Origin of the sequence: Nocardiopsis suaedae (genome assembly GCF_027706745.1) — a bacterium.
Taxonomy (GTDB): Bacteria; Actinomycetota; Actinomycetes; order Streptosporangiales; family Streptosporangiaceae; genus Nocardiopsis_A; species Nocardiopsis_A suaedae.
In genome coordinates this window covers 43,960-65,081 of sequence record NZ_JAQFWP010000011.1, presented here as the reverse complement: position 1 = coordinate 65,081, position 21,122 = coordinate 43,960, and the positions used below count along the sequence as shown (strand labels likewise).

General features: G+C 70.4%; 31 protein-coding genes and 2 tRNA genes. 7 read left to right on the top strand and 26 right to left on the bottom strand.

Translation table 11 applies throughout. The annotated features are described in order from the left end of the window. Positions 1 to 49 precede the first annotated feature (49 nt). Both O4U47_RS08120 and O4U47_RS08115 read right to left on the bottom strand, forming a co-directional pair. Entirely contained in the window at positions 50 to 1,180 is a 1,131-nt protein-coding gene (locus O4U47_RS08120; RefSeq protein ID WP_270677020.1) for a DALR anticodon-binding domain-containing protein, read from the bottom strand. Beyond that, complete coding sequence (locus O4U47_RS08115) at positions 1,180 to 1,539, bottom strand: response regulator transcription factor (protein WP_270677099.1); 360 nt, start codon at positions 1,537 to 1,539, stop codon at positions 1,180 to 1,182. Before O4U47_RS08115 ends, O4U47_RS08120 begins: the two co-directional genes overlap by 1 nt. Before the next feature lie 110 nt (positions 1,540 to 1,649). On the opposite strand from O4U47_RS08115, the gene O4U47_RS08110 reads away from it, so the two are divergent. Next, positions 1,650 to 1,721: transfer RNA gene (locus O4U47_RS08110), tRNA-Arg, on the top strand. A gap of 213 nt (positions 1,722 to 1,934) precedes the next feature. On the opposite strand, the gene O4U47_RS08105 is transcribed toward O4U47_RS08110, so the two are convergent. The 24 genes from O4U47_RS08105 to O4U47_RS07990 form a co-directional block, all read right to left on the bottom strand. After that, positions 1,935 to 3,341: a tyrosine-type recombinase/integrase gene (locus tag O4U47_RS08105; RefSeq protein ID WP_270677018.1), complete on the bottom strand. Its 1,407-nt coding sequence runs from the start codon at positions 3,339 to 3,341 to the stop codon at positions 1,935 to 1,937. Next, positions 3,338 to 3,553, bottom strand: a complete 216-nt coding sequence (locus tag O4U47_RS08100) for a helix-turn-helix transcriptional regulator (protein WP_270677017.1) — start codon at positions 3,551 to 3,553, stop codon at positions 3,338 to 3,340. Before O4U47_RS08100 ends, O4U47_RS08105 begins: the two co-directional genes overlap by 4 nt. After that, positions 3,550 to 3,732, bottom strand: a complete 183-nt coding sequence (locus O4U47_RS08095) for a hypothetical protein (RefSeq protein ID WP_270677016.1) — start codon at positions 3,730 to 3,732, stop codon at positions 3,550 to 3,552. The genes O4U47_RS08100 and O4U47_RS08095 overlap by 4 nt, the downstream gene beginning before the upstream one ends. Positions 3,733 to 3,826: 94 nt before the next feature. Continuing rightward, the gene (locus O4U47_RS08090) at positions 3,827 to 5,659 is read right to left on the bottom strand and encodes an ATP-binding protein (protein ID WP_270677015.1); all 1,833 of its coding nucleotides are present in this window, start codon (positions 5,657 to 5,659) and stop codon (positions 3,827 to 3,829) included. A 1-nt stretch (position 5,660) separates the two neighbouring features. Next, positions 5,661 to 6,593 carry a bifunctional DNA primase/polymerase gene (locus tag O4U47_RS08085; RefSeq protein WP_270677014.1) on the bottom strand — a complete coding sequence of 311 codons (933 nt, stop codon included), beginning with the start codon at positions 6,591 to 6,593 and terminating at the stop codon, positions 5,661 to 5,663. 102 nt (positions 6,594 to 6,695) lie between these two features. Further along, complete coding sequence (locus O4U47_RS08080) at positions 6,696 to 6,959, bottom strand: WhiB family transcriptional regulator (RefSeq protein ID WP_270677013.1); 264 nt, start codon at positions 6,957 to 6,959, stop codon at positions 6,696 to 6,698. Next, positions 6,956 to 7,264, bottom strand: coding sequence for a hypothetical protein (locus O4U47_RS08075; protein WP_270677012.1), 309 nt, complete (start codon positions 7,262 to 7,264; stop codon positions 6,956 to 6,958). Before O4U47_RS08075 ends, O4U47_RS08080 begins: the two co-directional genes overlap by 4 nt. A 23-nt stretch (positions 7,265 to 7,287) precedes the next feature. After that, the gene (locus O4U47_RS08070) at positions 7,288 to 7,671 is read right to left on the bottom strand and encodes an RRQRL motif-containing zinc-binding protein (protein WP_270677010.1); all 384 of its coding nucleotides are present in this window, start codon (positions 7,669 to 7,671) and stop codon (positions 7,288 to 7,290) included. Beyond that, positions 7,668 to 8,111: a hypothetical protein gene (locus O4U47_RS08065; protein ID WP_270677009.1), complete on the bottom strand. Its 444-nt coding sequence runs from the start codon at positions 8,109 to 8,111 to the stop codon at positions 7,668 to 7,670. Before O4U47_RS08065 ends, O4U47_RS08070 begins: the two co-directional genes overlap by 4 nt. A 67-nt stretch (positions 8,112 to 8,178) precedes the next feature. Further along, entirely contained in the window at positions 8,179 to 8,568 is a 390-nt protein-coding gene (locus tag O4U47_RS08060) for a hypothetical protein (RefSeq protein WP_270677008.1), read from the bottom strand. A gap of 16 nt (positions 8,569 to 8,584) precedes the next feature. After that, a complete protein-coding gene (ssb, locus tag O4U47_RS08055; RefSeq protein WP_270677007.1) occupies positions 8,585 to 9,004 on the bottom strand; it encodes a single-stranded DNA-binding protein in 420 nt (139 codons plus the stop codon). A gap of 78 nt (positions 9,005 to 9,082) precedes the next feature. Further along, positions 9,083 to 9,508 (bottom strand): hypothetical protein, encoded by a 426-nt coding sequence (locus O4U47_RS08050; RefSeq protein WP_270677006.1) that lies wholly within the window; start codon positions 9,506 to 9,508, stop codon positions 9,083 to 9,085. Positions 9,509 to 9,578: 70 nt separating this feature from the next. After that, positions 9,579 to 9,710, bottom strand: coding sequence for a hypothetical protein (locus O4U47_RS08045; RefSeq protein ID WP_270677005.1), 132 nt, complete (start codon positions 9,708 to 9,710; stop codon positions 9,579 to 9,581). A 13-nt stretch (positions 9,711 to 9,723) separates the two neighbouring features. Then, positions 9,724 to 10,359 (bottom strand): hypothetical protein, encoded by a 636-nt coding sequence (locus O4U47_RS08040; protein WP_270677004.1) that lies wholly within the window; start codon positions 10,357 to 10,359, stop codon positions 9,724 to 9,726. A gap of 103 nt (positions 10,360 to 10,462) precedes the next feature. Beyond that, positions 10,463 to 11,899 carry a DUF2637 domain-containing protein gene (locus O4U47_RS08035; RefSeq protein ID WP_270677003.1) on the bottom strand — a complete coding sequence of 479 codons (1,437 nt, stop codon included), beginning with the start codon at positions 11,897 to 11,899 and terminating at the stop codon, positions 10,463 to 10,465. Beyond that, a complete protein-coding gene (locus tag O4U47_RS08030; protein ID WP_270677002.1) occupies positions 11,899 to 12,546 on the bottom strand; it encodes a hypothetical protein in 648 nt (215 codons plus the stop codon). The genes O4U47_RS08035 and O4U47_RS08030 overlap by 1 nt, the downstream gene beginning before the upstream one ends. Next, positions 12,546 to 12,953: a hypothetical protein gene (locus O4U47_RS08025; protein WP_270677001.1), complete on the bottom strand. Its 408-nt coding sequence runs from the start codon at positions 12,951 to 12,953 to the stop codon at positions 12,546 to 12,548. The genes O4U47_RS08030 and O4U47_RS08025 overlap by 1 nt, the downstream gene beginning before the upstream one ends. Positions 12,954 to 13,218: 265 nt before the next feature. Continuing rightward, positions 13,219 to 15,276: a hypothetical protein gene (locus tag O4U47_RS08020; RefSeq protein ID WP_270677000.1), complete on the bottom strand. Its 2,058-nt coding sequence runs from the start codon at positions 15,274 to 15,276 to the stop codon at positions 13,219 to 13,221. A 23-nt stretch (positions 15,277 to 15,299) separates the two neighbouring features. Beyond that, entirely contained in the window at positions 15,300 to 15,659 is a 360-nt protein-coding gene (locus O4U47_RS08015; protein ID WP_270676999.1) for a hypothetical protein, read from the bottom strand. Continuing rightward, complete coding sequence (locus tag O4U47_RS08010) at positions 15,656 to 15,898, bottom strand: hypothetical protein (RefSeq protein WP_270676998.1); 243 nt, start codon at positions 15,896 to 15,898, stop codon at positions 15,656 to 15,658. Before O4U47_RS08010 ends, O4U47_RS08015 begins: the two co-directional genes overlap by 4 nt. Continuing rightward, positions 15,895 to 16,131, bottom strand: coding sequence for a hypothetical protein (locus O4U47_RS08005; protein WP_270676996.1), 237 nt, complete (start codon positions 16,129 to 16,131; stop codon positions 15,895 to 15,897). The genes O4U47_RS08010 and O4U47_RS08005 overlap by 4 nt, the downstream gene beginning before the upstream one ends. After that, complete coding sequence (locus tag O4U47_RS08000; RefSeq protein ID WP_270676995.1) at positions 16,131 to 16,466, bottom strand: hypothetical protein; 336 nt, start codon at positions 16,464 to 16,466, stop codon at positions 16,131 to 16,133. Before O4U47_RS08000 ends, O4U47_RS08005 begins: the two co-directional genes overlap by 1 nt. A gap of 127 nt (positions 16,467 to 16,593) precedes the next feature. Next, a complete protein-coding gene (locus O4U47_RS07995; RefSeq protein ID WP_270676994.1) occupies positions 16,594 to 16,821 on the bottom strand; it encodes a hypothetical protein in 228 nt (75 codons plus the stop codon). Between the two features lie 91 nt (positions 16,822 to 16,912). Further along, positions 16,913 to 17,383, bottom strand: a complete 471-nt coding sequence (locus O4U47_RS07990) for a hypothetical protein (protein ID WP_270676993.1) — start codon at positions 17,381 to 17,383, stop codon at positions 16,913 to 16,915. 113 nt (positions 17,384 to 17,496) lie between these two features. On the opposite strand from O4U47_RS07990, the gene O4U47_RS07985 reads away from it, so the two are divergent. From O4U47_RS07985 to O4U47_RS07960, 6 genes are all read left to right on the top strand, one after another. Then, positions 17,497 to 18,282, top strand: coding sequence for a GntR family transcriptional regulator (locus O4U47_RS07985; protein ID WP_270676992.1), 786 nt, complete (start codon positions 17,497 to 17,499; stop codon positions 18,280 to 18,282). A gap of 10 nt (positions 18,283 to 18,292) precedes the next feature. Next, a complete protein-coding gene (locus tag O4U47_RS07980) occupies positions 18,293 to 18,820 on the top strand; it encodes a GNAT family N-acetyltransferase (RefSeq protein ID WP_270676991.1) in 528 nt (175 codons plus the stop codon). After that, a complete protein-coding gene (locus O4U47_RS07975) occupies positions 18,817 to 19,245 on the top strand; it encodes an NUDIX hydrolase (RefSeq protein WP_270676990.1) in 429 nt (142 codons plus the stop codon). The genes O4U47_RS07980 and O4U47_RS07975 overlap by 4 nt, the downstream gene beginning before the upstream one ends. Before the next feature lie 459 nt (positions 19,246 to 19,704). Continuing rightward, a complete protein-coding gene (locus O4U47_RS07970) occupies positions 19,705 to 20,577 on the top strand; it encodes a DUF4231 domain-containing protein (RefSeq protein ID WP_270676989.1) in 873 nt (290 codons plus the stop codon). 164 nt (positions 20,578 to 20,741) lie between these two features. Further along, positions 20,742 to 20,818, top strand: a tRNA-Arg gene (locus O4U47_RS07965). Between the two features lie 45 nt (positions 20,819 to 20,863). Next, positions 20,864 to 21,109: a hypothetical protein gene (locus tag O4U47_RS07960; RefSeq protein ID WP_270676988.1), complete on the top strand. Its 246-nt coding sequence runs from the start codon at positions 20,864 to 20,866 to the stop codon at positions 21,107 to 21,109. The last annotated feature ends 13 nt before the right edge of the window (positions 21,110 to 21,122 follow it).

The window sequence follows — 21,122 nt, the reverse complement described above, 5'->3', positions numbered from 1 at the left end:
GTGTCGGGGCTCTGGGAAGCGTGTCACGGGCGGGGCGGGGCCGGGGTGCCTAGAGCCTTGTGGGCGCGGTCACACCGATGAGGAGGAGGCCGGCTCCGAGGACTCCGGACACGGCGGCGCGCAGGTCCTGCCGGTGGGCGGCGCGCTCCCCCGCTGCCCCCGCGCCGTCGCGGGGACCGGCCCACACATGGTAGGCCGTGGCGAGCCCCTCCAGGTATCTGACCAGCATATGGGGTCGCCCACGCCGCGCGGCCGCGGCGGCGGTGCCGGGCCCGTCGTAGAGGGCGCCGAGGAGGCCGGTCAGGTCCGGGTCGGGCTCTCCCGGAAGGTGCAACGCGCGTCCCGCCGCGTCTCTTCCCGCGTCCCCCTCCCCTTCTCTCCCCTCCCCTTCCTCCCCGGCCTGCCACCGCTGCGCCGCCACGGCGTGCGCGTGGGCGTAGCGGACGGCGAAGGCGGGGTTGTCGGCGGTGAGGTGGGCCCAGGCGCCGGGGTCGTCGGCGGTGGGCAGGGCGGGCAGGCGGGGGCCGGTGAGCTCGCCGGGACGGGGGTGTTCGGAGAGCGAGCGGCAGAAGGCGAAGCGGGCGGAGGCCTCCCCGACGGCAGCGATGAGGCGGCCGGGCTCGGTGTCGAGGCGGGGGCGGTCGACGAGCGGTTCCCGCCAACCGGCGCCGGCCCGCCCCTCTCCTTCCCGTGCTCCCCCGTCCTCTCCCCCTCCCGCTGTTCCTTCCGGTCTCCCCAATCTCCTCCGGGCGTCGTCGCGGGCGGCGGCACGGGCGGAGTGCAGGGTCGGGAGGTCGGCGAGGCCGGTGAGCCCGGGGAGCGGGGGCGCGGGGCGCCGCCCGGAGGCGAGGAACACCGCCCCGTCGCGGGCGTCGCGGAGGAGGGGGCCGAAGAGGCGGGGGTCGGGGGTGAGGAGGAGGCGGCCGCCGGGGCCGGCGGAGGCGTCGACGATGCCGTCCTCGCGTCTGAGGCGGTCGGCGATACCGAGGGCGAGCGACTCCGTGTCCTGCCCCGCCTGCTCCCCCGCCCTCAGGGCGATGGCGGAGGTGAAGGCGAGGGCGTCCCTGTCCCTGCGCGGGTCGGCCGGGGGGAGGGCGGCGGGGTCGGCCCCCAGGACGCGGGCGGCGGCGCGGCGCACGGCGGCGTCGAGCTCCCAGGGGGAGGCGGAGGCGAGCGCCATCAGGCGACCCCGGCGAGCTCGCGGACGGTGCCGATGAGCTCGTTCGGGTCGAAGGGCTTGGTGAGGTAGGCGTCGACGCCGAGCTCCTCGCCGCGCCGCAGGTCCTCCCCCTGGGCGCGGGCGGTGATGAGCACGACCTTGGCCTCGCGGGTCCCGGCGTTCTCGCGCAGGCGCGTGGCGGTGACCCAGCCGTCGAGCCGCGGCATCATCACGTCGAGCGTGATGACGTGCGGCCGGACCTCCTCGGCCCGCTCCAGGCACTCCCGGCCGTCGACGGCCTGGTGCACCTCGAACCCTTCGAGCTGCAGGTTCACCGCTATGAGCTGCCTGATGACCTCGTTGTCGTCGACCACCAGCACCCGAGCCACCGCTTCTTTCACGTCCGCGAGAGTAGCGCCCGCACCGCCGCCCGCGCGGCCGTTTCGCACGATCCACCCCCGCAGTACTGCTAGAGTGGATCACGCAGCGCGCCCCCTTAGCTCAGGGGATAGAGCAACGGCCTCCGGAGCCGTGTGCGGAGGTTCGAATCCTCCAGGGGGCACATCGCAGCGACCTCCACAGATCGCACTCTGACCAGCGGGAATGCTTCGGCGCCCGCTGGTTTTTGTATGTCATCTCGTGTCACCCGGAAGCACGTTTCGCGGACTTCTCTGGTCACAGTGCGGTCAGGACATATGGAACAAAAAAGGCGGAGACCCCGTATCGGACAGGGTCTCCGCCTTCAGCGCGCTACGCGCGTGTGATCTGCGTCACGTCACCAGTCTTCGCCCATACGGTCGATCCAGACTTCGTCCATCTCTGCCCAGACCTGGGCATACACCCGCTGCAGGGTCTCGACACTGTGGCCCGCCCACTTGGCGACCTGCGTGGCCGGCACCCCGCGGTTCAACCGGTAGGTGACCCCGGCGTGCCGGAGGTCGTAGGGGCGCTTCAGCAGCGGCCCCTCCCGCTGCTCCGGAGCGAATGCCAGCTCCCGCGTGCGCTGCCAGACCTGCCAATACGTTGAGGGCTGAATCCGGTTGCCGTTCCTGCTGTGGAAGAGCCGCCCCTTCGGGTCGGTGCCGAAGGCCGCGATGTGCTCGCGGAGCATCCGCACGAGAACCGGCGGGATGGGGACCGTCCGCGAGCTCTTCCTCCCCCTCCCCTTCAGCTCCCGTTCCTCGTGGACCTCCCCCGAGTCGGTCCACTGGCGCCCGGGGGCCGCCGTGCTCGTTGCGAAGGTGAGCTTGCCCCAGCCGTCGACAGGCAGCTTGCACCCGGAGCGCTTGAGCCCGGCGACTTCTTCGGGCCGCATCATCGCGTAGTACATGCAGCCGAACCACGCGGCGAACCGCGGCCCCTGGGTGCGCCCGACGTAGCTCACCATCGTGAGCGTATGGCGGACGATCTGCGGGTTGCCGATCGCTCGGGGGTCGACTTCGTCCTCCAGCTTGGGAGGTTGCCACACCTGCGGAAGCTCCTTGTCCTTCAGCGGGTTCTCAGCGAGCCTCTTCTTGGTGACGGCGAAGGTGAGGGCGCCGCTGAAGCCGCGCCGCCGTCGGCTGTAGTAGTCGCTCGCCGCAGAGGTGCCATCGAGCTTGGTCGCGCACGCGCGCATGGCCGCTCCGAGGAACTTGGCATCGGTGAGCGCCTTGATCGGCAGGGACGCCTTCTCCAGCCATTCAAGGGCGGCCTGGGTACTCCTGGGTGCCTGCGCACGCTCCTTGTTGGGGTCGAATGCCCAGTTCCGGAGCGCGAAACGGAGGGTCTCCTTGTCAGGCGCCCCCGGGAGGTCATCGACCAGGACGGGGGTGACCGCCATGAGGGCTTCGACCATGCTGGCGCGGGTGTTGCCCGCCATGTCCGGCCACCGGAAGTGGGCGTACTCGACAGCATGGGCGAACCAGGAGACGTTCCGGGCTGCTTCTTCGAGGGCCCGGAGTTCCTCCTCGGGGAGACCGGATTCCACATCGAACTGCTGGCCCTTGCGAGCGGCCCGCCGCAGGTCGGAGAGTCGTCCGTCAGCGAGGTCGGAGGTCGCGAACGAGTCGTGGTGCTCCTTCCCAGCGACCTTCCAACGCACCTGGTAGGGGCGGGGGTAGCCGTCCGCTTCGCCCTTCGACCCCGGCTTCTTGCGGAAGCGGATCTTGTAGAAGACCACGTCGTAGCTCATGGTGGTCATCGGGTGGCGCCCTCCAGCCATTCGTCCAACCAGCGGCGGCGGACACGGATCTCGCCGCGCTTTCCGCCCATGCGCTTGAACTTCGGGGCCCGCTGGAGGCGGATCATCCGGTCCCAGGTGCTTCGGGAGATGCGCAGCTCGCGGCAGACTTCGGCGACCGTGAGCATCTCGTTGGGGTTGTGCGGCGCGGGGCGCGCCTCCGTGGCGCTCATCGGGGGGTGACCTCCAGGTAGACGCGGATGTGCCCGGGGAAGTCGGCAGGGAAGCGCCGTTCGCGGGCGGCGTCCCAGTGGGTGGGCAGAGCAGCGAGCAGTTCGTCGACGGCCGCCTTGGGGCCGGTCAGGCGAACCGAGACGTGCTCGCCCTTCGCTGGTGTCGGGGAGTCGGTCATGATGGACGTGCCTCTCTGGGTAGAGGTGCGGCCCCGGCGAGTGCTTGCAGGCGTGCCGGGGCCGCTTCGTGTTCGGATTCGGTGGAAGGCCGGGTCAGCCCGGCGAGTTGTCGGGCGGCGGGACTCCCAGCGCGCACGAGGCGCACTGGTCGCCGTAACCCGTGCCGCGCCGGTACCGGCGGTAGGTGCGGTGGCAGGTGCGGCAGGTGCCCGCCTCTACCGGGGCCGGGGTGTCGCCGTTAGAGAGTTGGGCGGCGTCAGCTTCCGCAGCGCCCCAGCTTCCGCCCGCGCCCGTGGCCTGCGGATTCTCGGCTGTTGTTGCGGGTTCTGGTGCGGGTTCTGCGGAAGCTGGCCCTGGCGGTGCAGGTGTGGTCTCGTGGGCCGAAAAATCGCGCCCTTCCTGGTCACCACCCCTATCGGGGGCGGGACCCGGGGTCGGGCGCTGCGGGTTCTGCGGATGCTCGCCCTGGAGGGCGATCCGGTAGAGCTTGCTGCGGTGGCGGTCTCGGGATCGGCCGGCGTCTTCGACGGTGATGCCCACCGCCCGTAGGACGGGGGCGTCGCGCTTGAGCTGTCCGGCCGCGCGGGTCGCGTCGACCGGCCAGGACTTGGGACGCGGCTCGGGCGGCGGGACGACCTCCATGAGCTGTCCGATGGTGCCGGTGAACTCCCCGGCCTCTTCGACCATGGCGGCCACGGCCGCGGTGAAGGGGCGCGCGTCCAACAGGTCCGAGGTGGTGACCTCGGTGGCGGCGAGGTAGGTGTCCAGGGTCGACCAGCCGGTCACCCGGTCCAGGGCCCCGAGCACGCGGGCGAAGTCGGCCATGCGCGGCAGCTCCGGCAGGTGCGTCCTGGGCAGTTCTTCCAGGACTTGACAAAGTAGATCTAGAAGAGCGGCGAGGATGTCCGGGGTGGCGTCCTGGTAGGCCTGCTGCAGCGAGGCGTCGGTGCGCCGCTGGTCGCGCTTGATGGGCAGGAACTCCACTGGCAGCAGCCGCTCAGTGAGGTCGCTGGCCAGGGCGCCGGTGTCGATGGAAGTCATCGACAGCAGCCGCCGGAAGGACAGCACGGTGACGTCGTCGTCGGAGTACAGCGCCCGGTCGACCACGCCCTCGCCGGTGACCGCCTTGCACAGCGTGTCGCTCAGCCAGGGGGCGATCGTGGACACGTTGTCCAGGCACACTGCCCAGGAGGCGGACGCGGTGGTAGCCCAGGACTTCTGGTCCTTGGGCAGCGAGCGCAAAGGGGCCGGGGAGGGGTCGATGAGGTTGGTCAGCATGGCCAGGGCGGTGGACTTGCCGGTGCCCTGTTCGCCGCGGGCGGCGAAGATCGGGTGGGGCATGTCGGGGATCAGCCCGGAGACCAGCCACCCCACCACCAGCCGCAGCCCGGCCTCATCGACGTTGAGCAGGGAGCGGAGCCTGCCGATGCCGGCCTCGGTGCGGCCCGGCTCGCCCGGGGCGGGGATCGGGGAGGTGAGCCCGGTGCGGCGGAACAGCACCGGCGAGTCGGTGGTCACCTGCCAGCCGTCGGGTCCGGCGATGACGCACCGCCCGTCGGCGCCTCCCAAGTCGAGCACGACCCGCCCCTGGTGGGTGGCGAGTCGCAGCGCGACCGGGCGCGGTTCAAGATCCATTGCTCTGCCTTCGAGAACGGCGGTGACGTCGGTGAGCGCGGACTGGGACGGAACCGACCCGCACTCTTCGGTGTAGAAGCGCGCGAGGCGGGCGCGAAGGCCCCGCTGGCCCTTGAGGGGGAAGGCGATGTGCCGGGCGGTGCCGGTGCGGGCGGTGGCGTAGGCGCGCCCGTCGGTCCCGGCGACCACGTCGACCAGGTCGTCTGCGAGCTGGATGAGCCGGGTCGCCTGCGACGGCTGCTTCTGCTTTCCTCCCTCGTCGTGGGCATCGGCGGGCCCGGCGCTGCTCATCTCAGATGGCTCCTTGTCGTGTGCGGCGTGGGATCTGCAGGCCCTTGGTCAGGCCCGAGCGGATGGTGGCGGCGATCTGGGACGGCGAATCGGGGGCGCCCCCGGCGGCACCCGCTGCTTGGGCGGCGCGAGTGAGCACGGCGGTGATCTCTCCGGGCTCCAGCAGCCCCTTGGCGGCGAGCTGTCCGAGGGAGACCGCCGCGACGTACAGCGAGGTGTTCCGCTCGCCGCACACGGCGCGGGCGACCTTGGCGGCCTCGCCTCGCAGGGCGGCGGTCGCATAGGCGGTGCGGCGCCGGTCGGCGGTCGCGACGTCGGCGAGCACGGCGTCGGCACTCGCGGTGGGCGGGGGCTTGAGGTGTTCGGCGATCCATGCGGGCAGCGGCGCCACCGGGGTGCCGGGCGGGCTGGTGGCCCGGTAGGCGCCGGTTCGGGTGGTGGATCCAGGGCCGACGACGTATCCGCCGACGGCGCGGGTGTCGATAAGCCACCCCAGGCCGCGGCCCCGGTCTCCGGCGGTGTTGCCGAGCTGCTGGCCGGGCGGGGCGGTGTAGTAGAGGTGGGTGCCACCCGAGGCGGTAGCCACGGTGAAGGTGCCCAGCAGCTCGCCGGTGTCGGCCCCGGCGTGTTCGGCGAGGGCGGCCAGCACGTCGGCGCCGTCGGTGATGCCGGGGCGCCGCCAAGGCTCGGGCGGGTGCTCGCCCGGGTCGGGGGTGTCCAGGTCGATGACCACCAGGCCGGAGGGGCCGGTGGCGATGCCGTAGTTCGCGTCCGGCCACCGGGCCCACCAGGTGCGCACGGTTCCGGGGTCGGTGGTGGCGGTCCGGGACCACTTGACCAGCTGCCGGTTCTTCGTGCCGGGGGCGAGGGGGAAGACGTGCCAGCCGCGGCGGGCAGCGGCCAGCGGGTAGTCGACCGGGTCGAATCCGGGCATGGCGAACAAGCCCTCCTAGCAGGGTGGGTGTCAGGGGTTCCGTCGCATCTCCCCACCGCCCCGGGCAAAGCCGGGGCAGCAGGGGCACACGGCGGACGGCCATCAGGCCGCTCGTGCGGTCTCGCGTCGGCGGCGGCGTTCGATGCGGCGGTCGTCGGGGGTCATGCCGCCCCAGATGCCGTAGGGCTCGGGGCGGTCCAGGGTGTGCTCTCCGCACTGTTCGATGACCGGGCAGGCCGCGCACGTCTTCATCGCGCGGCGCTCGCGCGCCTCGCGCTGGTCGGGGCGCTCACCCTCGGGCGGGAAGAACAGCGCCTTCGGCTCGAAGCGGCAGCGGGCCCGGCGCTGCCAACTCTCGGGCTTCACCGGGCCTCCTCACCGGAGCGGGGGCCGATGTAGCGGGCGTAGACCTCGTGGCGGCCGTCCTGGGTGGTGACGTAGCGGGCCTCGAAGGCACCAGAGGGCTGGTAGGCACGGGCCCCGCCCTTGCTCTGCCCGCTGCGGATGCCCGATGCCACGGAGCAGGCTGTGGAGCGGGTGGGGTGCCCGCTGATGCGTGCCCACGTCCCGGGGCGGTTGCGCAGGGCGCGGGCGATCTCGTGGTGGGGGCTGCGCTTCTGTCGGGGCTGGTAGGCGTCCGGGGGCGGGGCCTTGACGAAGGTCATCCGCATGGTGGATCTCCTCTCGTGGTGGTTCACGCGGCGGCGGTGCCGTAGTGGCAGTCGGGGCACTGGCCGAGCGAGGTGGGCAGGCAGAAGTCGAAGGTGTGCCGACAGGTGGGGCAGGTGCGGCGGGCGGCCATCGCCCGCTCCAGCGAGGCGAGCACCGCCGGGGTGGGGGCGCGCTTGGGCTTGGCGGTCCGGGTGTCGTAGAGCAGGGCGTAGCGGATCCCGCCGCGCCCTGTGGGGGCGCGGCGGGAGCGCCAGGTGATCTGCCCGACCGGTTCCTGTCCGCCGGGGCGAAGCCCGCGGGCGGCGAGCTGGCCGCGGGTGGCCAGGTAGGGCGGTGCCCACCCCCAGGGCCAGGACGGCAGGCCGAACCGTGCGCCGTCAGGGTCGTAGAAGCGGGAGAAGCTCACCCCTCCCCCTCGCGCAAGTGCAGTTCCATTGCGATCAGGGCGGCGGCCTGGGCTTCGGTGAGCAGGCCGGGCACCTGCTCGGGGTGGCCGGTGCCGTCGGCGAGGGCGAGCGGGATGTTGGTGCCGCAGCGGCGGCAGTACCGGTGGCCGGGCAGCGGCTCGCCCTTGAGGCCGACCTCGCGCGATCCGGCGAGGTCGTCGGCCCACACATGGCCGTGCTTGTCGCATTCGGCGCCGCAGGCCTCCCAGACGGTGCACGCGCCGCACAGCACCCGGTCATCGGCGAAGGTCCACTCGAAGGCGGTCAGCACGCGGCGGGCCGTGTCGGCGTCGGAGAAGGTGGTGTCGAACCCGGCGGCCAGGTCGTCGGCCCAGGCCGGACCGCACCGGTCGCAGATCACGGCCACCCGCTTTCGAGGGCCGAAGCTGATCAGGGGCATCAGGGCCTCCTTGGGCATAGGCGAGGCCCGGAGGAACGGGGGTCGCTCCGGGCCTCACGGGCGGGTTCTAGAACGGCGGCGGGGCACCGGCGCCGCTGCGGACGCGCCAGCGCACCGGCGCCGGGCCGGGCGCCGGGGGCGCGGGGAGCTCGGGCAGCACCGGGCCCGTCACGTTCTCGCGGCGCTCGAAGCGGTGGCAGCGGTCGCACAGCACCAGCCCGGGGCGGCTCGTGGCGCGCCAGGGGTGGGCGGTGCGCTCGCACTCCAGGCCATCCAGGCAGGAGCGGCACACCTCCTGGCCGCCGCCGGGGCCGGTGCGTCCCCATTCGGGGTCGGCGGCCACCGCGGCGGCCGCGTCGCTGCGGGTGGCGAAGAGCAGGGGCCCGCCGTCGGCTTCGTAGGGATGGCCGCACAGGCCGCAGGTGATCTGGTAGTAGGTGGCGGACGTGATCGCCATCAGGGCTGTCTCCTTCTCAGAAGGGCGGGCGGTCGCCGGGCGCGCTCTGGCCGGCGGCGGGGGCGGCGGTGCCGCGGGTCTTGGTGACGGCGGTGGTGGCCCACCGCAGGCTCGGGCCGATGTCGTCGACCTCCAGCTCGAAGAGGGTGCGGTTCTCGCCGTCCTCGCCGGTGAAGGCGCGCTGCTTCAGGCGCCCGGTCACGATCACGCGGTCGCCCTTGCCCAGCGATTCGGCGACGTGCTCGGCAAGGGCGCGCCAAGCGCTGCAGCGCAGGAACAGCGGCTCGCCGTCGCGCCACTCGGAAGCCTCGCGGGCGAAGTAGCGGGGTGTGGAGGCGACGTGGAAAGAGGCGACCGGGGTGCCGCCCTCCAGCCAGCGCACTTCCGGGTCGCGGGTCAGGTTCCCGGTCAGGGTCAAAGCGGTCTCGTTGGCCATTCCGCGGCTCCAATCGCGGGCGTCGGTCGGTCCCTCCCGCCCCCGGCGGACGCGCCGGGGGCGAGGGGCACCGGCCGGTCAGCCCTCGGAGGGGAACCACGGATACGACAGGTGGAAGCGGTCGAAGTTGGCGCGGGCCTGCGAGACCGCGCCCTCGGCCTCATCGGGGGTGCACCTGTACTCCCGGACCAGCACGTCCGTGGCCTCGTTGAAGTCCATGCGGCGGCCGCGGCGGCAGATCCGGTACCCGAGACCGACGTGGTAGTCGACCGTCAGGCGCGCTCGCGCTGCGGTGATGTCGCGTACGCGCACCAGGTCCAGGACGCTCCGGGCAGCGCCCGCCTCGACGCCGCGGACCTTGGTCAGGTGCGAGTGCGCCTCGGACTCGTCCATGCGCAGCCCGTCGACGCGGTACCGGGTGGCGCCGCCATCGACCACGTAGGCGATCTCAGCGGCCAGTGCCACGACCTCGGGCACGGCGTCGGAGTTGTCGGTGATGTCCATGCGGGCCTCCTTGGGGGCGGAAACGATGGCGGCCCCGGCGAGGCGGCGCCCGCCGGAGCCGCGGCCGGGCTCACCGGCGGCTGTAGACGGGGCGGCCGCAGTCGCCGCAGGAGGTCTCGCGGTAGACGTTGATCAGTCGGCCACACACGCAGCGCGACGCGGGGGTGGCCAGGCGGAGCAGGGCCCGTACCATGGGGCTCACCTCCTTCCGGTGCTCATCGGGAGTTGGAGTGGGCTCGGGACGGCGCGTCTTGGTCGATGAGGCCGTCCCGGGCCTCTTGCATGTGGGCGGGCTTGTCCTGCTGGTGGCGCGCGGCCTCTTCGGCCTGCAGCGCCCGGCGCGATGCGATGTCCGCTGCGGCCAGCAGGCCAGCGCAGGCGGCCGCGAGGATCAGCGCCAGGGGCGGCGGGGATGCGGCGACCAGCCCGGCGGGGATGAGCCAGACCTTGTGCCAGGCCTGGTCGACCAGCGGCGCCCCGGGTCCGTTGTCGTAGAAGTCCCGCTTCCTGAACCACTTGTCGGTGGCCAGGACCAGTCCACGCAGGGGCGCACGCCGGTCGGCCCACCAGTGGGTTCCCGCGTTCACGGCCAGCCCGAGCGCGGCCGGAAGCGGCTCCAGCGCGGTTTGGGTGACCACGGCGACCAGCGCGAGCAGGAGTAGTTGAGCGAGAGTCAGGGCGGCGACGTGCCCGGTACAGGCGCGGCGGCCCTGGTGGTCGCAGCGCCCCTTGTTGGTGGCCTGGTGATCGGTTTGGAACAGGTAGTCACCGGCGTAGTGGCCGCCGGTGAGGGCTGCGATGGTCAGCAGCGCGGTGGTCGGGTCGGCGTGCAAGACGGACCTCGCTTCCATGAGGCAGGGGTGTCGCATCGGTCCGAGCAGGTGCCGCGGCTTGGCGGGGCGGTGCGACACCGGGCCCGGCCCGGTGTCGCACCACAGAGGTGCCGGTGTCGCATCACCCCGTGGGGGTGTCGCCGCTGTCGCCTTCCCCCTCGGGGGAGCGCCGCTCGCCCTCCCGCCGCACGGCGGCGGCGAGTTTCCCGGCGTGGCCGCGGGTGCAGCCGAGCCGGTCGGCCAGCTCGCGGGCGCTCAGTGCGGGCTGAGCCTCCAGGGCGCGGCGGGCGCGCTCCAGCAGCGTCAGGCCGTCCTCTGAGCCGTTCTGGTCCCCGCTGGCGGCATCTGCGGGCTGTTGGGCCGTAGGGGCCGCGTCGGCGGGCTCGGGGCGGCCGTCGGACTCGCCGGTGTCGCCCTCTTGGGGATGGGGCGGCAGGGTGGCGACACCTTCGCCCCCGCCGGTGTCGCCGTGCGACAGGAAGCGTTCGATGTCGGCGATGCCGAACCGGGCCAGCGCCTCGACACCGTCGCCGTCGTCGCCCGCGCCACCCTGCGGGGTGCCCGTCCGGTGGGCGGGTGTCGCCTCCACAGGCGGGGAAGGCGACACGTCCCCTTCGCCTGTCGCTTCCTGTGAGCGCGGGGGCGACACCGACGTGGCGGTGGCGATGTCATCCACGGTCTTAGGCACGTCCGGGGTCAGGGCGTCGACCAGCCGGAAGGCGCGCGCCAGGTCGTGGCCGTTGGCGAGCATCCACATGACGTGCGCGGGGGTCTTGGAGCGCCAGGCGCGGCCGTGCTGCTGTTTGAGCATCGACACCGCGTACTGGCGGGCCTTCTCCAGCTTCAGCGCGGTGGCGTAGCTGGAGATGCCCCAGCCCAGCATCAGCCGCATGACCTTGAGCGTGGAGACCGGGTGGGCGATGAGCCGCCCCGGGGGGATGCGCTCAGGCAACTCGCCGTGGACCAGGCCGGCCACGTGGCGGATCCAGGCGGCCACACCCTCGGAGATGAGGATGATGACCAGCGGCGGCCCGGCGTGCCCGAGCAGTTCCACCCACCCGGCGTGCTGCCCGGACTGGCCGACGTTGAGCAGCACGGTCAGCACGGACAGCAGGTAGGCGCTGTAGCGGGCGAGCGGGTGACGGCGCCCCTGCCACTCCATGACCAGGTCCAAGGCCAGGAAGTAGACGATGACGGCATCGATCCCGATGGGGAACATCCACCGCAGGTCCCCGAAGGGGGTCGCCTGCAGCCAGGTGGCGGCCTGGAAAAGGGCCGCGTAGCTCATGGCGAAGGCGAAGCCGACCAGCACGGCCGCGGCGGCCAGAACCGCGACGGTCACCACGGCGTGCACCGCCCCCGCCCGGCGGCCCGAGCCCTCCCCCGCCTCTGGTGCGGCCTGTGAGGGCTTCTCCTTCGGCTTCTTCTTGTCGGCGATCCTGGTCAGGTACTTCTTCAGCAGGCGCTGGCCGACCACGGCGGCCGCCAGCGCCATAGCGGCGATCAGCCACCAGGGCGGGCGGGCCGCGACGGCGGCCAGCGCGGACAGCAGGTCCATCAGTCCACGTCCTCATACGGCGTGTGGGCAGGGGCGGGGAGCGCGCGGTCGATGGCCTCCAGCACGGGAGAGGGAAGCAGCGACCAGCGGCGCGAGTGGCTGTGGTGGGTGCCCCGCTTCTGGTGGTCGCGGGTCTCGCGATCGCCGCGCTCGACAGCGCCCGGGGCCGCCTTCCACACCTGGCCGCAGGCGCACACCAGGTGGGCGCGCTTGGGGACGTCGGGGTGCCAGACCAGCTCGCGCCTGCTCTCGGGGCAGTCCGGCTTCTGGCACTCCCATCCGGGGACGTCGATCCACCCGTAGATGCGCGCCCCGGCCAGCAGGCGCTCTTCAGCGGTTCCGCGCGAGCACCCCATGCCGGCGCCTTCCAGCAGGGCGAAGGTGCGGGCGAGGCGCCCGGCATTGTGGGCGTCGGCGAGCAAGCGCTCCCGGCCCTCTCGCAGCGTGCGCAGCTCGCTTTCGGCCTCGCCCAGGCGCCGCCGCAGCCCGGCGGCGGCGCGGCGCTCATCGTGCAGGTGGTCCAACAGGTCGATGGTCGAAGCGTGGTGGTCGGTGCGCGCGGCCTCCAGCTCTTGCCGGGTCCTCTGCAGCTCGCAAAGGCTCTCCTCCAGCGCCTTCAGGCGGCCGCGGGTGGTGATGCACAGCATCAGGCCACCTCCCCGGCGGCCGCGTCGATCCGGTCGCGGTACTCCGGCGCGCACCACACCTGGACTCCGATCCCGTCGACCACGGTGGTGGTCTTGGGGGTGTCGCCGTACTCCAGAACCACGTCGGTGCCGAAGAAGTAGGCGTAGTCGCGCACCGTCTGGTGGGAGCAGGCCTGGCCGACCAGGGAGGGCCATTCCTTGGGGCGCTCGAGCTTCACGTGCGGGTGGATCCCGTTGCGGATCGACCAGGAGACGAGAGGGAGGTCGTTGGTCAGCAGGTCGGCCAGGACGGCGGCGGCGCGCTGCTGGCAGTCGCGGTTGACCAGGGCGTCGCGGGCGGGCAGTTCGAGCAGGGACATCAGCATCAGCGCGGTCCGGGTGTCCAGACCGGGGGCGAGAGTCGCCATGAGGATCCTCCGATAGATCCGGTGATCGGGTGAATCGAGGTTGTGCAATCGGGCCGCAGAGCATTCGAATCGGGGGTGTCAAGGGCTGACGACAGAGGTGTCAGCCGGGGGTGTCAGTCGGGGTGTCAGGGGGTGTCAGTCGGGGGTGTCACCCCGGGGCTGACACCCCTGTTCACCTAGGAAAAGGAGGGGCGGCCCCCCGGAGGGGTGTCAGCCCTGTCACCTCGGCTACGCCTGGGCAGTGCGCGCGCGAAGTTGATCTTGGTCAGGCGGGCACCAGTGCACGCCTGCAGTAGGTCTGTTCCTCGCGGTCGAAGACGAGCGTGCCGTCTTCCACGAGTTCCTTCAGGCGGTCGCTGTACCACGCGCGGGACTTGCGGACCATCGGCGCGAGCTCGGAGATGATCTGGTGCCGCTTGAACGGCTCCTCGCCCATCCGGTCGACCGCGGCGCGCACCATCTGGCGGGCGGTGTCGGGCGAGACCTCACGCACCGTGGGGGGCGGGCCGAACGACATCTTGGTCGTCGGCACCGGGGGCGGCACGGTCAGGTCGGCGGGCAGGCCCGGGTCAGCGTCGGGGGTGGCCGGGGCTTCTTCGGCCCACTCGTCATCGTCGGCGGGGTCGTAACGGGTGGCCGCGTTCTCGTCCACGTTCTCCTCCTGATCCGGTCCGGTTGCCGGGGCCTGGCCCGTCGGGGTAGCTGCCGGGGTGGTCTGGTCGCCGTCGTCGGAGAGGCCGATGAACCGGTCGGAGCGCGGGTTCAGCGCCTCCCAGGCGGCCTCGCCGATCGCCGCGATCGCGGCCTTGGCGGTGATGGGGTCCAGCTCTCCGGCGCCGAACGCGTGGGCGTGTTCCTCCATTTGCTGCGTGGTGATCTCGTAGGAGCGGTTCTCTACAGCGAGCCGCTCGTCGGGTGTGTCCTTAGCGGCGACGTAGAACATGCCGGGTCGGCGGTCGCCCCACTTGGACGGGTCGGCTCCGGCGTCGATCGCGCGCTCGGGGAGGGCGAACTGGTTGTCCGCGCTGTCGGAGATGCCGAAGGAGACCGCGGAGTTGAGCTGGGCTCGCAGGGTGGTCGGCATCTGGTCGTGGGTGGCGCGCTGGAGCGAAACCACCAGGTGGATTCCTGCCGAGCGGGCGGCCTTGCCGATGCTCAGCAGCTTCTTCAGGTCTTCGACCGTGAACAGTTCGGAGGCTTCTTCGAGCAGCACCACGATGTAGGACAGGCCGGAGTCGGGGTGCCAGGACTTGAACTTGCGGCGCCCCAGCTCCTTGGTGCGCGGGTCGATCACGGCGTGGATGACCTTGAGGAGTTGGCGCCCGGCCTTCTTGGTCGGGGCGCACCGCTCCATACCGGCGATCATCGGCCCGAAGGTCTGCAGCGACTTGGCAGCGTCCGCGCCCCACAGCACCGCGTTCTTGCGGCTGATCACCTCAGCGGCCAGGTTCCACGCCCCGCCGAAGGACTTTCCGGCGCCGGAGGTCCCCGACAACAGCACGTGGGTGTCGGCCGGGGAGTAACCGGCCGCTTCCCAGTCTGCGGAGACCCCGAGCACCAGCGGCGAGTCGTAGATGCAGGCGCCGGGGGCCGAGGGGCCCGGCCAGGGCAGGCTCTCCTTCGCGATGGACCCGCCCTTGATGTGGGTGACCTTGACCAGGTCAGCCTGGTCCTCATCGGCCACCGCGCTCAGCGAGCCGCGCCGAACCTTCAGGGCTGATGCGATGCGCGGCAGCTCCCGGGTGAAGTCTTCTGCGACCTGACCGGGGCGAAGCCGCACCGCGTGCTCGGAGCGGTGTTCCTTGTCGTCGGTCGTGCGCCAGCGCGACCCCTCGAAGCCGAAGGCCTCGCGCACACCGCCCTTCATCCACCGCTCCCGCAGGTCGGCGAAGGCGTCCGAGCGCACGGCCCTGCGCATGTTCCACGACAGGGCCAGCGGAACCCCGCCGAACAGCAGGGCGTGGACGGTCGGAGACTCCAGAGGTCCGGTGATGGTGCCCGCCGCCAGCAGTCCCGTGCTGGCCAGCACCGTCACGGTCGAATGCATCCGCCCGAAGGCCGACCGGGCATGGGAGACGACGTAGGTGAAACCGGCCAGGGCCATACCGGCGGCGGTCTCGCCCATGGTGACCCACGCGGTGGCGTCGGTGCCGCCGTAGACGCTGTGCAACAGCCCGGCGGCCCCGACCAGGCCGCCGCCCACCACGTAGGGCGGGGCCAGCGGGCCGATGACCGACACGGCGCGCTCTGCGGCGCGGTCGGCCATCCGCTTGCCCAGCGACTTCTCGTGCTGGGGCTGAATCACGATGTCCTTGCTGGACATGGAGCCTCCTTCCTGGTCGGGCGCTACTTGATGACGAAGGGGTTCTTGGCGGGCTTGGGCTGGGACTCGGGCTGCTGCAGGAACAGGGCGTTGAAGGAACCGATGAGCTTGGTGGCCGACGTGCCGACGTGCAGGGCGTGCTCGCCCATGCGGTGCAGGTGAGAGGCGACCCGGTAGGCAGCGGCCCGCTGGTCCAGGCCCATCATCATCGGGTGGCCACCGGGGAAGGCCGCGTAGCGCAGCCCGACCTCCAGCAGGGCGGCCCGGTCGTGCAGGTCCTGGGAGTTGGTCAGGGCCCACTGCTGGAGGTCCTGCACGGTGCTGGTGAGGATCTCGTTGTCAACCAGCTCGGTGCTCTCGGGGATCAGCAGGTTGCTGCTCATGGACGCGTTCCTTTCTTCGCAGGTGACAGGACGAACGCGGGATGGGAAGCGGAGTCGGGCGGGTTGGCTCGCCGCCACACCCGACCTGCGGCGGCGGCGAGGTTCACGAGCTTGAGCTGCAGCGGGCGGGTGTTCAGCAGGGCGGCGATCGCGATGTCGGCCCCGAGCGCCAGGTCCTCAAAAAGGGCGAGGAAGAAGCGGCCCCACCGGGCCAGGCGCCGAAGCCGTCGTCGGTTCACCGCAGCTCCTTGGCCACGGCCCGCGCGAAGGGCTTGAACACGATCTCCCAGAGGGCGATGCCTACGGCTGCTCCGAACAGGGCCATCCATGCCGGTGAGCCGGGCGTGAGGCCGGTGAAGGTGTCGAGCAGGCCCCAGACCAGCCAGGCGAAGAGCAGGAGCACCGCGGCCGCGAGCAGGGGGTTGGTGGCCCTGGCTGATCGCCGCGTTCGGCGTCGGGTCCGGGCCGCCATCACAGGGTTCCCCATTCGATCTCGAAGGCCGGGTTGTCCAGCGGGATGCGGTGGGTCATCTGCTCGCGGGCGGCGGCTTCGGGGCGCGTGTCGTCGGTGGCGGGCGACCAGTCGCGGGCCCTGATGAGGGCCCAGGCTCCGGCGGTGCTGTCGTCGCTGACGGCGATGACGTCGCCGCGGATGATCTCCATGTCGGGTTCGGTGCCGATCACGGCGCCGTCGGCGTCGCGGACCAGGCGGGTGGTGTGGTGGCGCACCACCACGGGGGTGCTGGAGACCAGGGCGTCGAGGACGGCTTGGACCAGGTCGGTGATGCGGGCGCGAAGGGCAGGCACGTTGGCCTCCTTGAAGGTTCTGATCAGGGGCATCAGGGGTGCGGGCGGGTCAGCACCCACACCAGGGCGATCAGCGCGATGAGTCCGAGAACCGGCAGGAGCACTCCCACGCGTTCCTCCCGGGACTTCAGGCCGCTCGCTGCCGCCACGAGGCGGCGGGGGCGGGCGAGGTTTCGGGGGCGGGGTGCTGGTCGGCGGTCATGTCGGCCAGCGCCGTCACACGGGCGAGGAACTCGTCGAAGGGCTCGCCGATCGCTCGGGGAGCGGCCATCTCCCGGTAGAGCTCGGGGACGATCGCGTCGGCCGGGTGGTCGGTGTCGTCGTGCGGGAACAGGGCGTTCGCGTCGGTGCTCACGGGTCCTCCAGGCGGGGTTTTCGGGCAGGGCAGAGCAGCGCCGGGGCGCTGGTAGAGGGCGGGGAGCAGAGGGCGGCGGATGCCGCCGGGATCATGCGGCCAGGTCGGTGACCAGGCGAAGGCGGGTCCACAGCGACCCGTGGTTCAGCAGGAAGGCGAGGATCCCCGGGCGGGGCGCCGGGCCCCACTCGCGGACGGTCGCCTCTGCGGTGGCCATGTCGGTGTCGAGGACTTCGGCCACGTCGGCGGCGTGGGCGGCGACCAGGTCGTCGGACTCCAGGGCCGCGATGTCGTCGGCGAGGTCGTCCAACTCGTCCTGGCTGGGCTCGCGGGGCTCGGAGCGCTCCGGCTCGGGCTGCTCAGCGGCGGGAACGTGGGTGCGCGGGTCCTCGCCGATGGTGCCGGTGGCCTCGCGCGGCAGGAGCGCGTGGTCGACACCGGCCTCATCGGCCAGCACCCGCAGTGCGGCCTCCTGGTCGGCGGTGGTGACCTCGCCGTAGAGGAGGGCCTTCAGCTCGTCACGGTCGATCGCGGCCAGGAGGTTCCGATCGGTGGCGCGCATGAAGATCCCCTTCCATCAACTGGCTTGAACCAGTACTGGTTTAAGCCAGATACAAGCACGAGGCGTCACCCCTGTCAACCCTCTGGCTCAAACCAGTTCGGTAGTCTGTTGGGATGAGCGGTAAAGACCTTCCGAGCAGGCGAATCGCCGAAGAGCTGCGGCGCAGGATCGCCGCCGGCGAGTTCACCGAAGACGGCAAGGACGGCAAGCTCCCGTCTGAGCGAAAGCTGGCCGCAGACCATGACGCGGCCCGCAATACGGTCCGCGAGGCCATCCGCCAGTTGGCTGAACAGGGGTTGGTCGACACGCACCACGGCAAGGGCGTCTTCGTGCGCCGTCGACGTCAACTGCTCCGGTTCGGCGACCGCTACTCCAAACGGCTACGCGAGGAAACCGGCGTCTCCCCCTACCGAGCCGAACTCGCGAAGCAGGGGCTGACCCCGCGCGTCGACTGTCCGTCGATTACCCGCGTCTCGCCCCCGTCTGACGTGGCCGAACGCCTTGGGCTCTCCGAGACTGACAGCACCGTGGCCCGACGGGAGAACTGGTACTACGCCGTCGGTGAGGGCGAAGAGTTCCCGGTTCAGATCGGGATCACGTACATCCCGTGGGAGATCGCCGAAGGCAGCGTCCTGTCCTACTCAGCCGACATGGGCAAAGGGAGCCTCTACGCACGCTTCGAGGACCTCGGGCACCCCATCGCTGCGAGTCGCGAAGAGGTTTCCGCGCGGATGCCCGACCCGGACGAAGCCGAAGGGCTGAGCATCCCGGACGGCGTCCCCGTACTCGAGATCCTTCACACGGGGATCGATGATCAGGGACGCCCATTCGAGGTCACGAAATTCGTCATTCGGGCCGACGTCGGCGGCCTGGACTACACCGTGCCAGTCAAGGACTGAAGGAGCTGAGATGAGCACGTCCGCAGCAATACGTGAGCGGCGTGACGATGACCTTGCATCCGCAGGTCAGGCGCTCATACGTGTCCACGAGACCAACGGATATCCGGTCGAAGGGGTCAGCGACCCCATCGGGTGGCTCACCCCTGAGAATCTCCTCAAGGCGTGGGTGGCAGAACTGGACGGCCGCATCGTCGGACACGTCAGCCTCGCTTCGGGGGAGGGCGAGGACGCGGCCGCACTCTGGAGGCAGCAGGCCGGTTCGAACGAGCCACTCGCTGCCCTGGAGCGACTTTTCGTCGCCCCGGAGGCACGGAGCCAGGGACTTGGCGATCGACTGGTTCGAGCGGCTATGGAGGAGGCGAACCGCATTGGCCGACGTCTCCTCCTTGATGTGATGGCGAAGGACCAGGCGGCCATCCGCCTATACGAGCGCCTCGGATGGCGCCGCATCGGTGAACTCAGCCACGGCGTCCCCGACGGCAGCACGGTTCCCGCTTTCGGGTACGTGGCTCCTCTACACCGGGAGAAAGACGCATGAGCGACACGCCGCGCCATAGCGTCAGCGTCACCGGTGTCGTGGTCTGCTCCGATGACCGCGTTCTGATGATCAAGCGGGCTGACGACGGCCGCTGGGTTCCGCCGGGCGGCGTGCTGGAGCTGAACGAGTCGCCGGAGGGCGGTGTCGTCCGCGAGGTCCTCGAAGAGACCGGTGTCGAGGTCAAGCCGGAACGGCTGATCGGCGTCTACAAGAACATGCGGCTCGGGGTCGTCTCCCTGGCCTTCCGCTGCTACCCGGTGGCTGGCGAACCCCGGGCGACCGATGAGGCCACCGTCGCCTCCTGGCTGACCGTCGAAGAGGCCGTCGGGGCGGCCCCGGAGGCGCGCGCCGTCCGGGTCACCGACGCGTTCCGGGAGGGCGGCCCGTTCGTGCGGATCCATGACGGGACCTCGCTTCTGGCCTGAGGACGGTGACGGGGCGGTTCCGGCACGAGCCGGGGCCGCCCCTTTCGTGTGTCCGCGCCCTCGGAGCTAGCCATTAGGGGCAGCTTCCGCACCGTCGCTACTGGTCACGGCTTCGCAGGGGTACTTCCGTGCGGAACCTGCGGAACCTACGCGGAAGCTGGCGGGCGGCGCCAGGTTCCGCAGCATCCGTGCAGGTGATACGCAGTTTCGCGCCCGCTGCGGACTCTGCGGAACCTGTCACCTCTTAAATCTCTAAAGGGAAGACCCCCTATGGCTAGCTCTGAAGCTGCACCCACGCGACCCGGTGACGGTGTAGCTAACACACCCACTGCAGAGCGAGAAGAGGCTACCCATTTTCATGACCGAAAGTGGCCAGCCGGTCGCGCATCGGCACAGTCTCGCGCCATCGTGTCTTCGGCCACGACCCAGGGTGTTCACCACATAGAAGAGTAGTTCAGCATGTCAGACGAGGAAATCGCCAACACAGGCGACAATGAATCCAAGAACCAGAACACCAAAGAAGGGGCCAATGCCGTTGCTTACGACCTAGCACAAGCACGGTTTAAACTTCACGATAACCGAACTAAAATCGACAGGGCCGAACTCAGGAAGAAATATTCCTGGGCTGCAATATTCGTCTCCCTGTCGCTTTGGCTCCCAATTGCACTCCTGAATTTTACACCATCTCCTCCCATAAATCCGCTTTGGACGAACATCGGAGGAATTGTTGTAACTCTGACAGCTATCGTCACTTCAGCCTTCTTTATCTCAAAATTCAATAAAGATCTCGTTGAACTTTGGGATCTCCGAAGGAAGCATAGGGATTCTGAGAAGAGCGCGCGTCTCCGGCTCCCCGACAACGCCTCCAGGAACATCCTGTGGCACTACCACTCCGACGTCGCTGCATCGATAGACGAATACCGGTCAGGCGCCTCAAAGCAACGCAAAGTTGGCAACTGGTTCCAGGGATTTATCATCGTCTTTTCAGTTGCCGTGAGTCTACTTGTTACAGCTTCCAGCCAGTTCCCGGCCTTGCAATGGGCTGGAGTGGCAGCCAGCTTCCTTGTCGCCACGGCAACTTCCCTTAATGGGTACTTCAAGTTTCGCGAACGCGGAGTAAATATGCAACGAGCCGCAGATGACTTGGAGTATGAATATAATTCTGCAGAACTTGGCATCAACTCATACAGAGACACCGACGATGACGTCAATCGACTTAAGGATTTTGCGGAGAAAACAGAAAAAATCAAACTAGACCAACGGAAGCGAGAGCAGCAACTGGAACAGGGGCCACAGTCTCGTTCAGCAGCCAATAACGAAGGCAGCCAGTAGCCCCCTACAACACAAGCAGACCGCGCGCCCAGCACCGACGCGCGGCTCGGGGGGCCCGCCAAGCAAGGGGGACCACCCACCTACGGACGGTGGGGATGGGACCTGCCAGCGGCCCCGACAGGGGCCGCTGTGGTCACCTCGTGGTCAGAGAACACAGCCGCGAAGCGTCCTTGCAGGTCGGGGGCGTCGAAACGAACGGCCTCCGGAGCCGTGTGCGGAGGTTCGAATCCTCCAGGGGGCACTGTGAAGACCAGCGGGAAGGCTTCGGCGACCGCTGGTCTTTCGTATGCCCGGAACCCCTCAGGTGTGGGCGGAGGCGGGAACGCATACGGCCGAACAGCCCGGTCACCGGGTGAAGCTGCGCAACGGGACGGACCTGGCGTGCGTGGTGTGCCGGAACGACTCCTTCCATCAGCGCGAGTGGCAGTTGAACACCGCGGGGATGAGCTTCTTCGACCTGGACTTCCTCAATCGGAGCGCCACCTGCCACATCTGCGCCGAGTGCCGGTACATCCACTGGTTCAACCTCTGAGGCCGGCTCACCG

Coding starts and splice junctions, on each gene's coding strand:
- O4U47_RS08040 (WP_270677004.1), bottom strand. CDS start 10,359: ATGGAAGCGAGGTCCGTCTTGCACGCCGACCCGACCACCGCGCTGCTG.
- O4U47_RS07985 (WP_270676992.1), top strand. CDS start 17,497: ATGAGCGGTAAAGACCTTCCGAGCAGGCGAATCGCCGAAGAGCTGCGG.
- O4U47_RS08085 (WP_270677014.1), bottom strand. CDS start 6,593: ATGCCCGGATTCGACCCGGTCGACTACCCGCTGGCCGCTGCCCGCCGC.
- ssb (WP_270677007.1), bottom strand. CDS start 9,004: ATGGCCAACGAGACCGCTTTGACCCTGACCGGGAACCTGACCCGCGAC.
- O4U47_RS07970 (WP_270676989.1), top strand. CDS start 19,705: ATGTCAGACGAGGAAATCGCCAACACAGGCGACAATGAATCCAAGAAC.
- O4U47_RS08025 (WP_270677001.1), bottom strand. CDS start 12,953: ATGGCGACTCTCGCCCCCGGTCTGGACACCCGGACCGCGCTGATGCTG.
- O4U47_RS08060 (WP_270677008.1), bottom strand. CDS start 8,568: ATGGCGATCACGTCCGCCACCTACTACCAGATCACCTGCGGCCTGTGC.
- O4U47_RS07990 (WP_270676993.1), bottom strand. CDS start 17,383: ATGCGCGCCACCGATCGGAACCTCCTGGCCGCGATCGACCGTGACGAG.
- O4U47_RS08100 (WP_270677017.1), bottom strand. CDS start 3,553: ATGAGCGCCACGGAGGCGCGCCCCGCGCCGCACAACCCCAACGAGATG.
- O4U47_RS08095 (WP_270677016.1), bottom strand. CDS start 3,732: ATGACCGACTCCCCGACACCAGCGAAGGGCGAGCACGTCTCGGTTCGC.
- O4U47_RS08075 (WP_270677012.1), bottom strand. CDS start 7,264: ATGCGGATGACCTTCGTCAAGGCCCCGCCCCCGGACGCCTACCAGCCC.
- O4U47_RS08090 (WP_270677015.1), bottom strand. CDS start 5,659: ATGAGCAGCGCCGGGCCCGCCGATGCCCACGACGAGGGAGGAAAGCAG.
- O4U47_RS07960 (WP_270676988.1), top strand. CDS start 20,864: ATGCCCGGAACCCCTCAGGTGTGGGCGGAGGCGGGAACGCATACGGCC.
- O4U47_RS08120 (WP_270677020.1), bottom strand. CDS start 1,180: ATGGCGCTCGCCTCCGCCTCCCCCTGGGAGCTCGACGCCGCCGTGCGC.
- O4U47_RS08050 (WP_270677006.1), bottom strand. CDS start 9,508: ATGGACATCACCGACAACTCCGACGCCGTGCCCGAGGTCGTGGCACTG.
- O4U47_RS08035 (WP_270677003.1), bottom strand. CDS start 11,899: ATGGACCTGCTGTCCGCGCTGGCCGCCGTCGCGGCCCGCCCGCCCTGG.
- O4U47_RS08015 (WP_270676999.1), bottom strand. CDS start 15,659: ATGAGCAGCAACCTGCTGATCCCCGAGAGCACCGAGCTGGTTGACAAC.
- O4U47_RS08030 (WP_270677002.1), bottom strand. CDS start 12,546: ATGCTGTGCATCACCACCCGCGGCCGCCTGAAGGCGCTGGAGGAGAGC.
- O4U47_RS07975 (WP_270676990.1), top strand. CDS start 18,817: ATGAGCGACACGCCGCGCCATAGCGTCAGCGTCACCGGTGTCGTGGTC.
- O4U47_RS07980 (WP_270676991.1), top strand. CDS start 18,293: ATGAGCACGTCCGCAGCAATACGTGAGCGGCGTGACGATGACCTTGCA.
- O4U47_RS08020 (WP_270677000.1), bottom strand. CDS start 15,276: ATGTCCAGCAAGGACATCGTGATTCAGCCCCAGCACGAGAAGTCGCTG.
- O4U47_RS08005 (WP_270676996.1), bottom strand. CDS start 16,131: ATGGCGGCCCGGACCCGACGCCGAACGCGGCGATCAGCCAGGGCCACC.
- O4U47_RS08065 (WP_270677009.1), bottom strand. CDS start 8,111: ATGCCCCTGATCAGCTTCGGCCCTCGAAAGCGGGTGGCCGTGATCTGC.
- O4U47_RS08105 (WP_270677018.1), bottom strand. CDS start 3,341: ATGACCACCATGAGCTACGACGTGGTCTTCTACAAGATCCGCTTCCGC.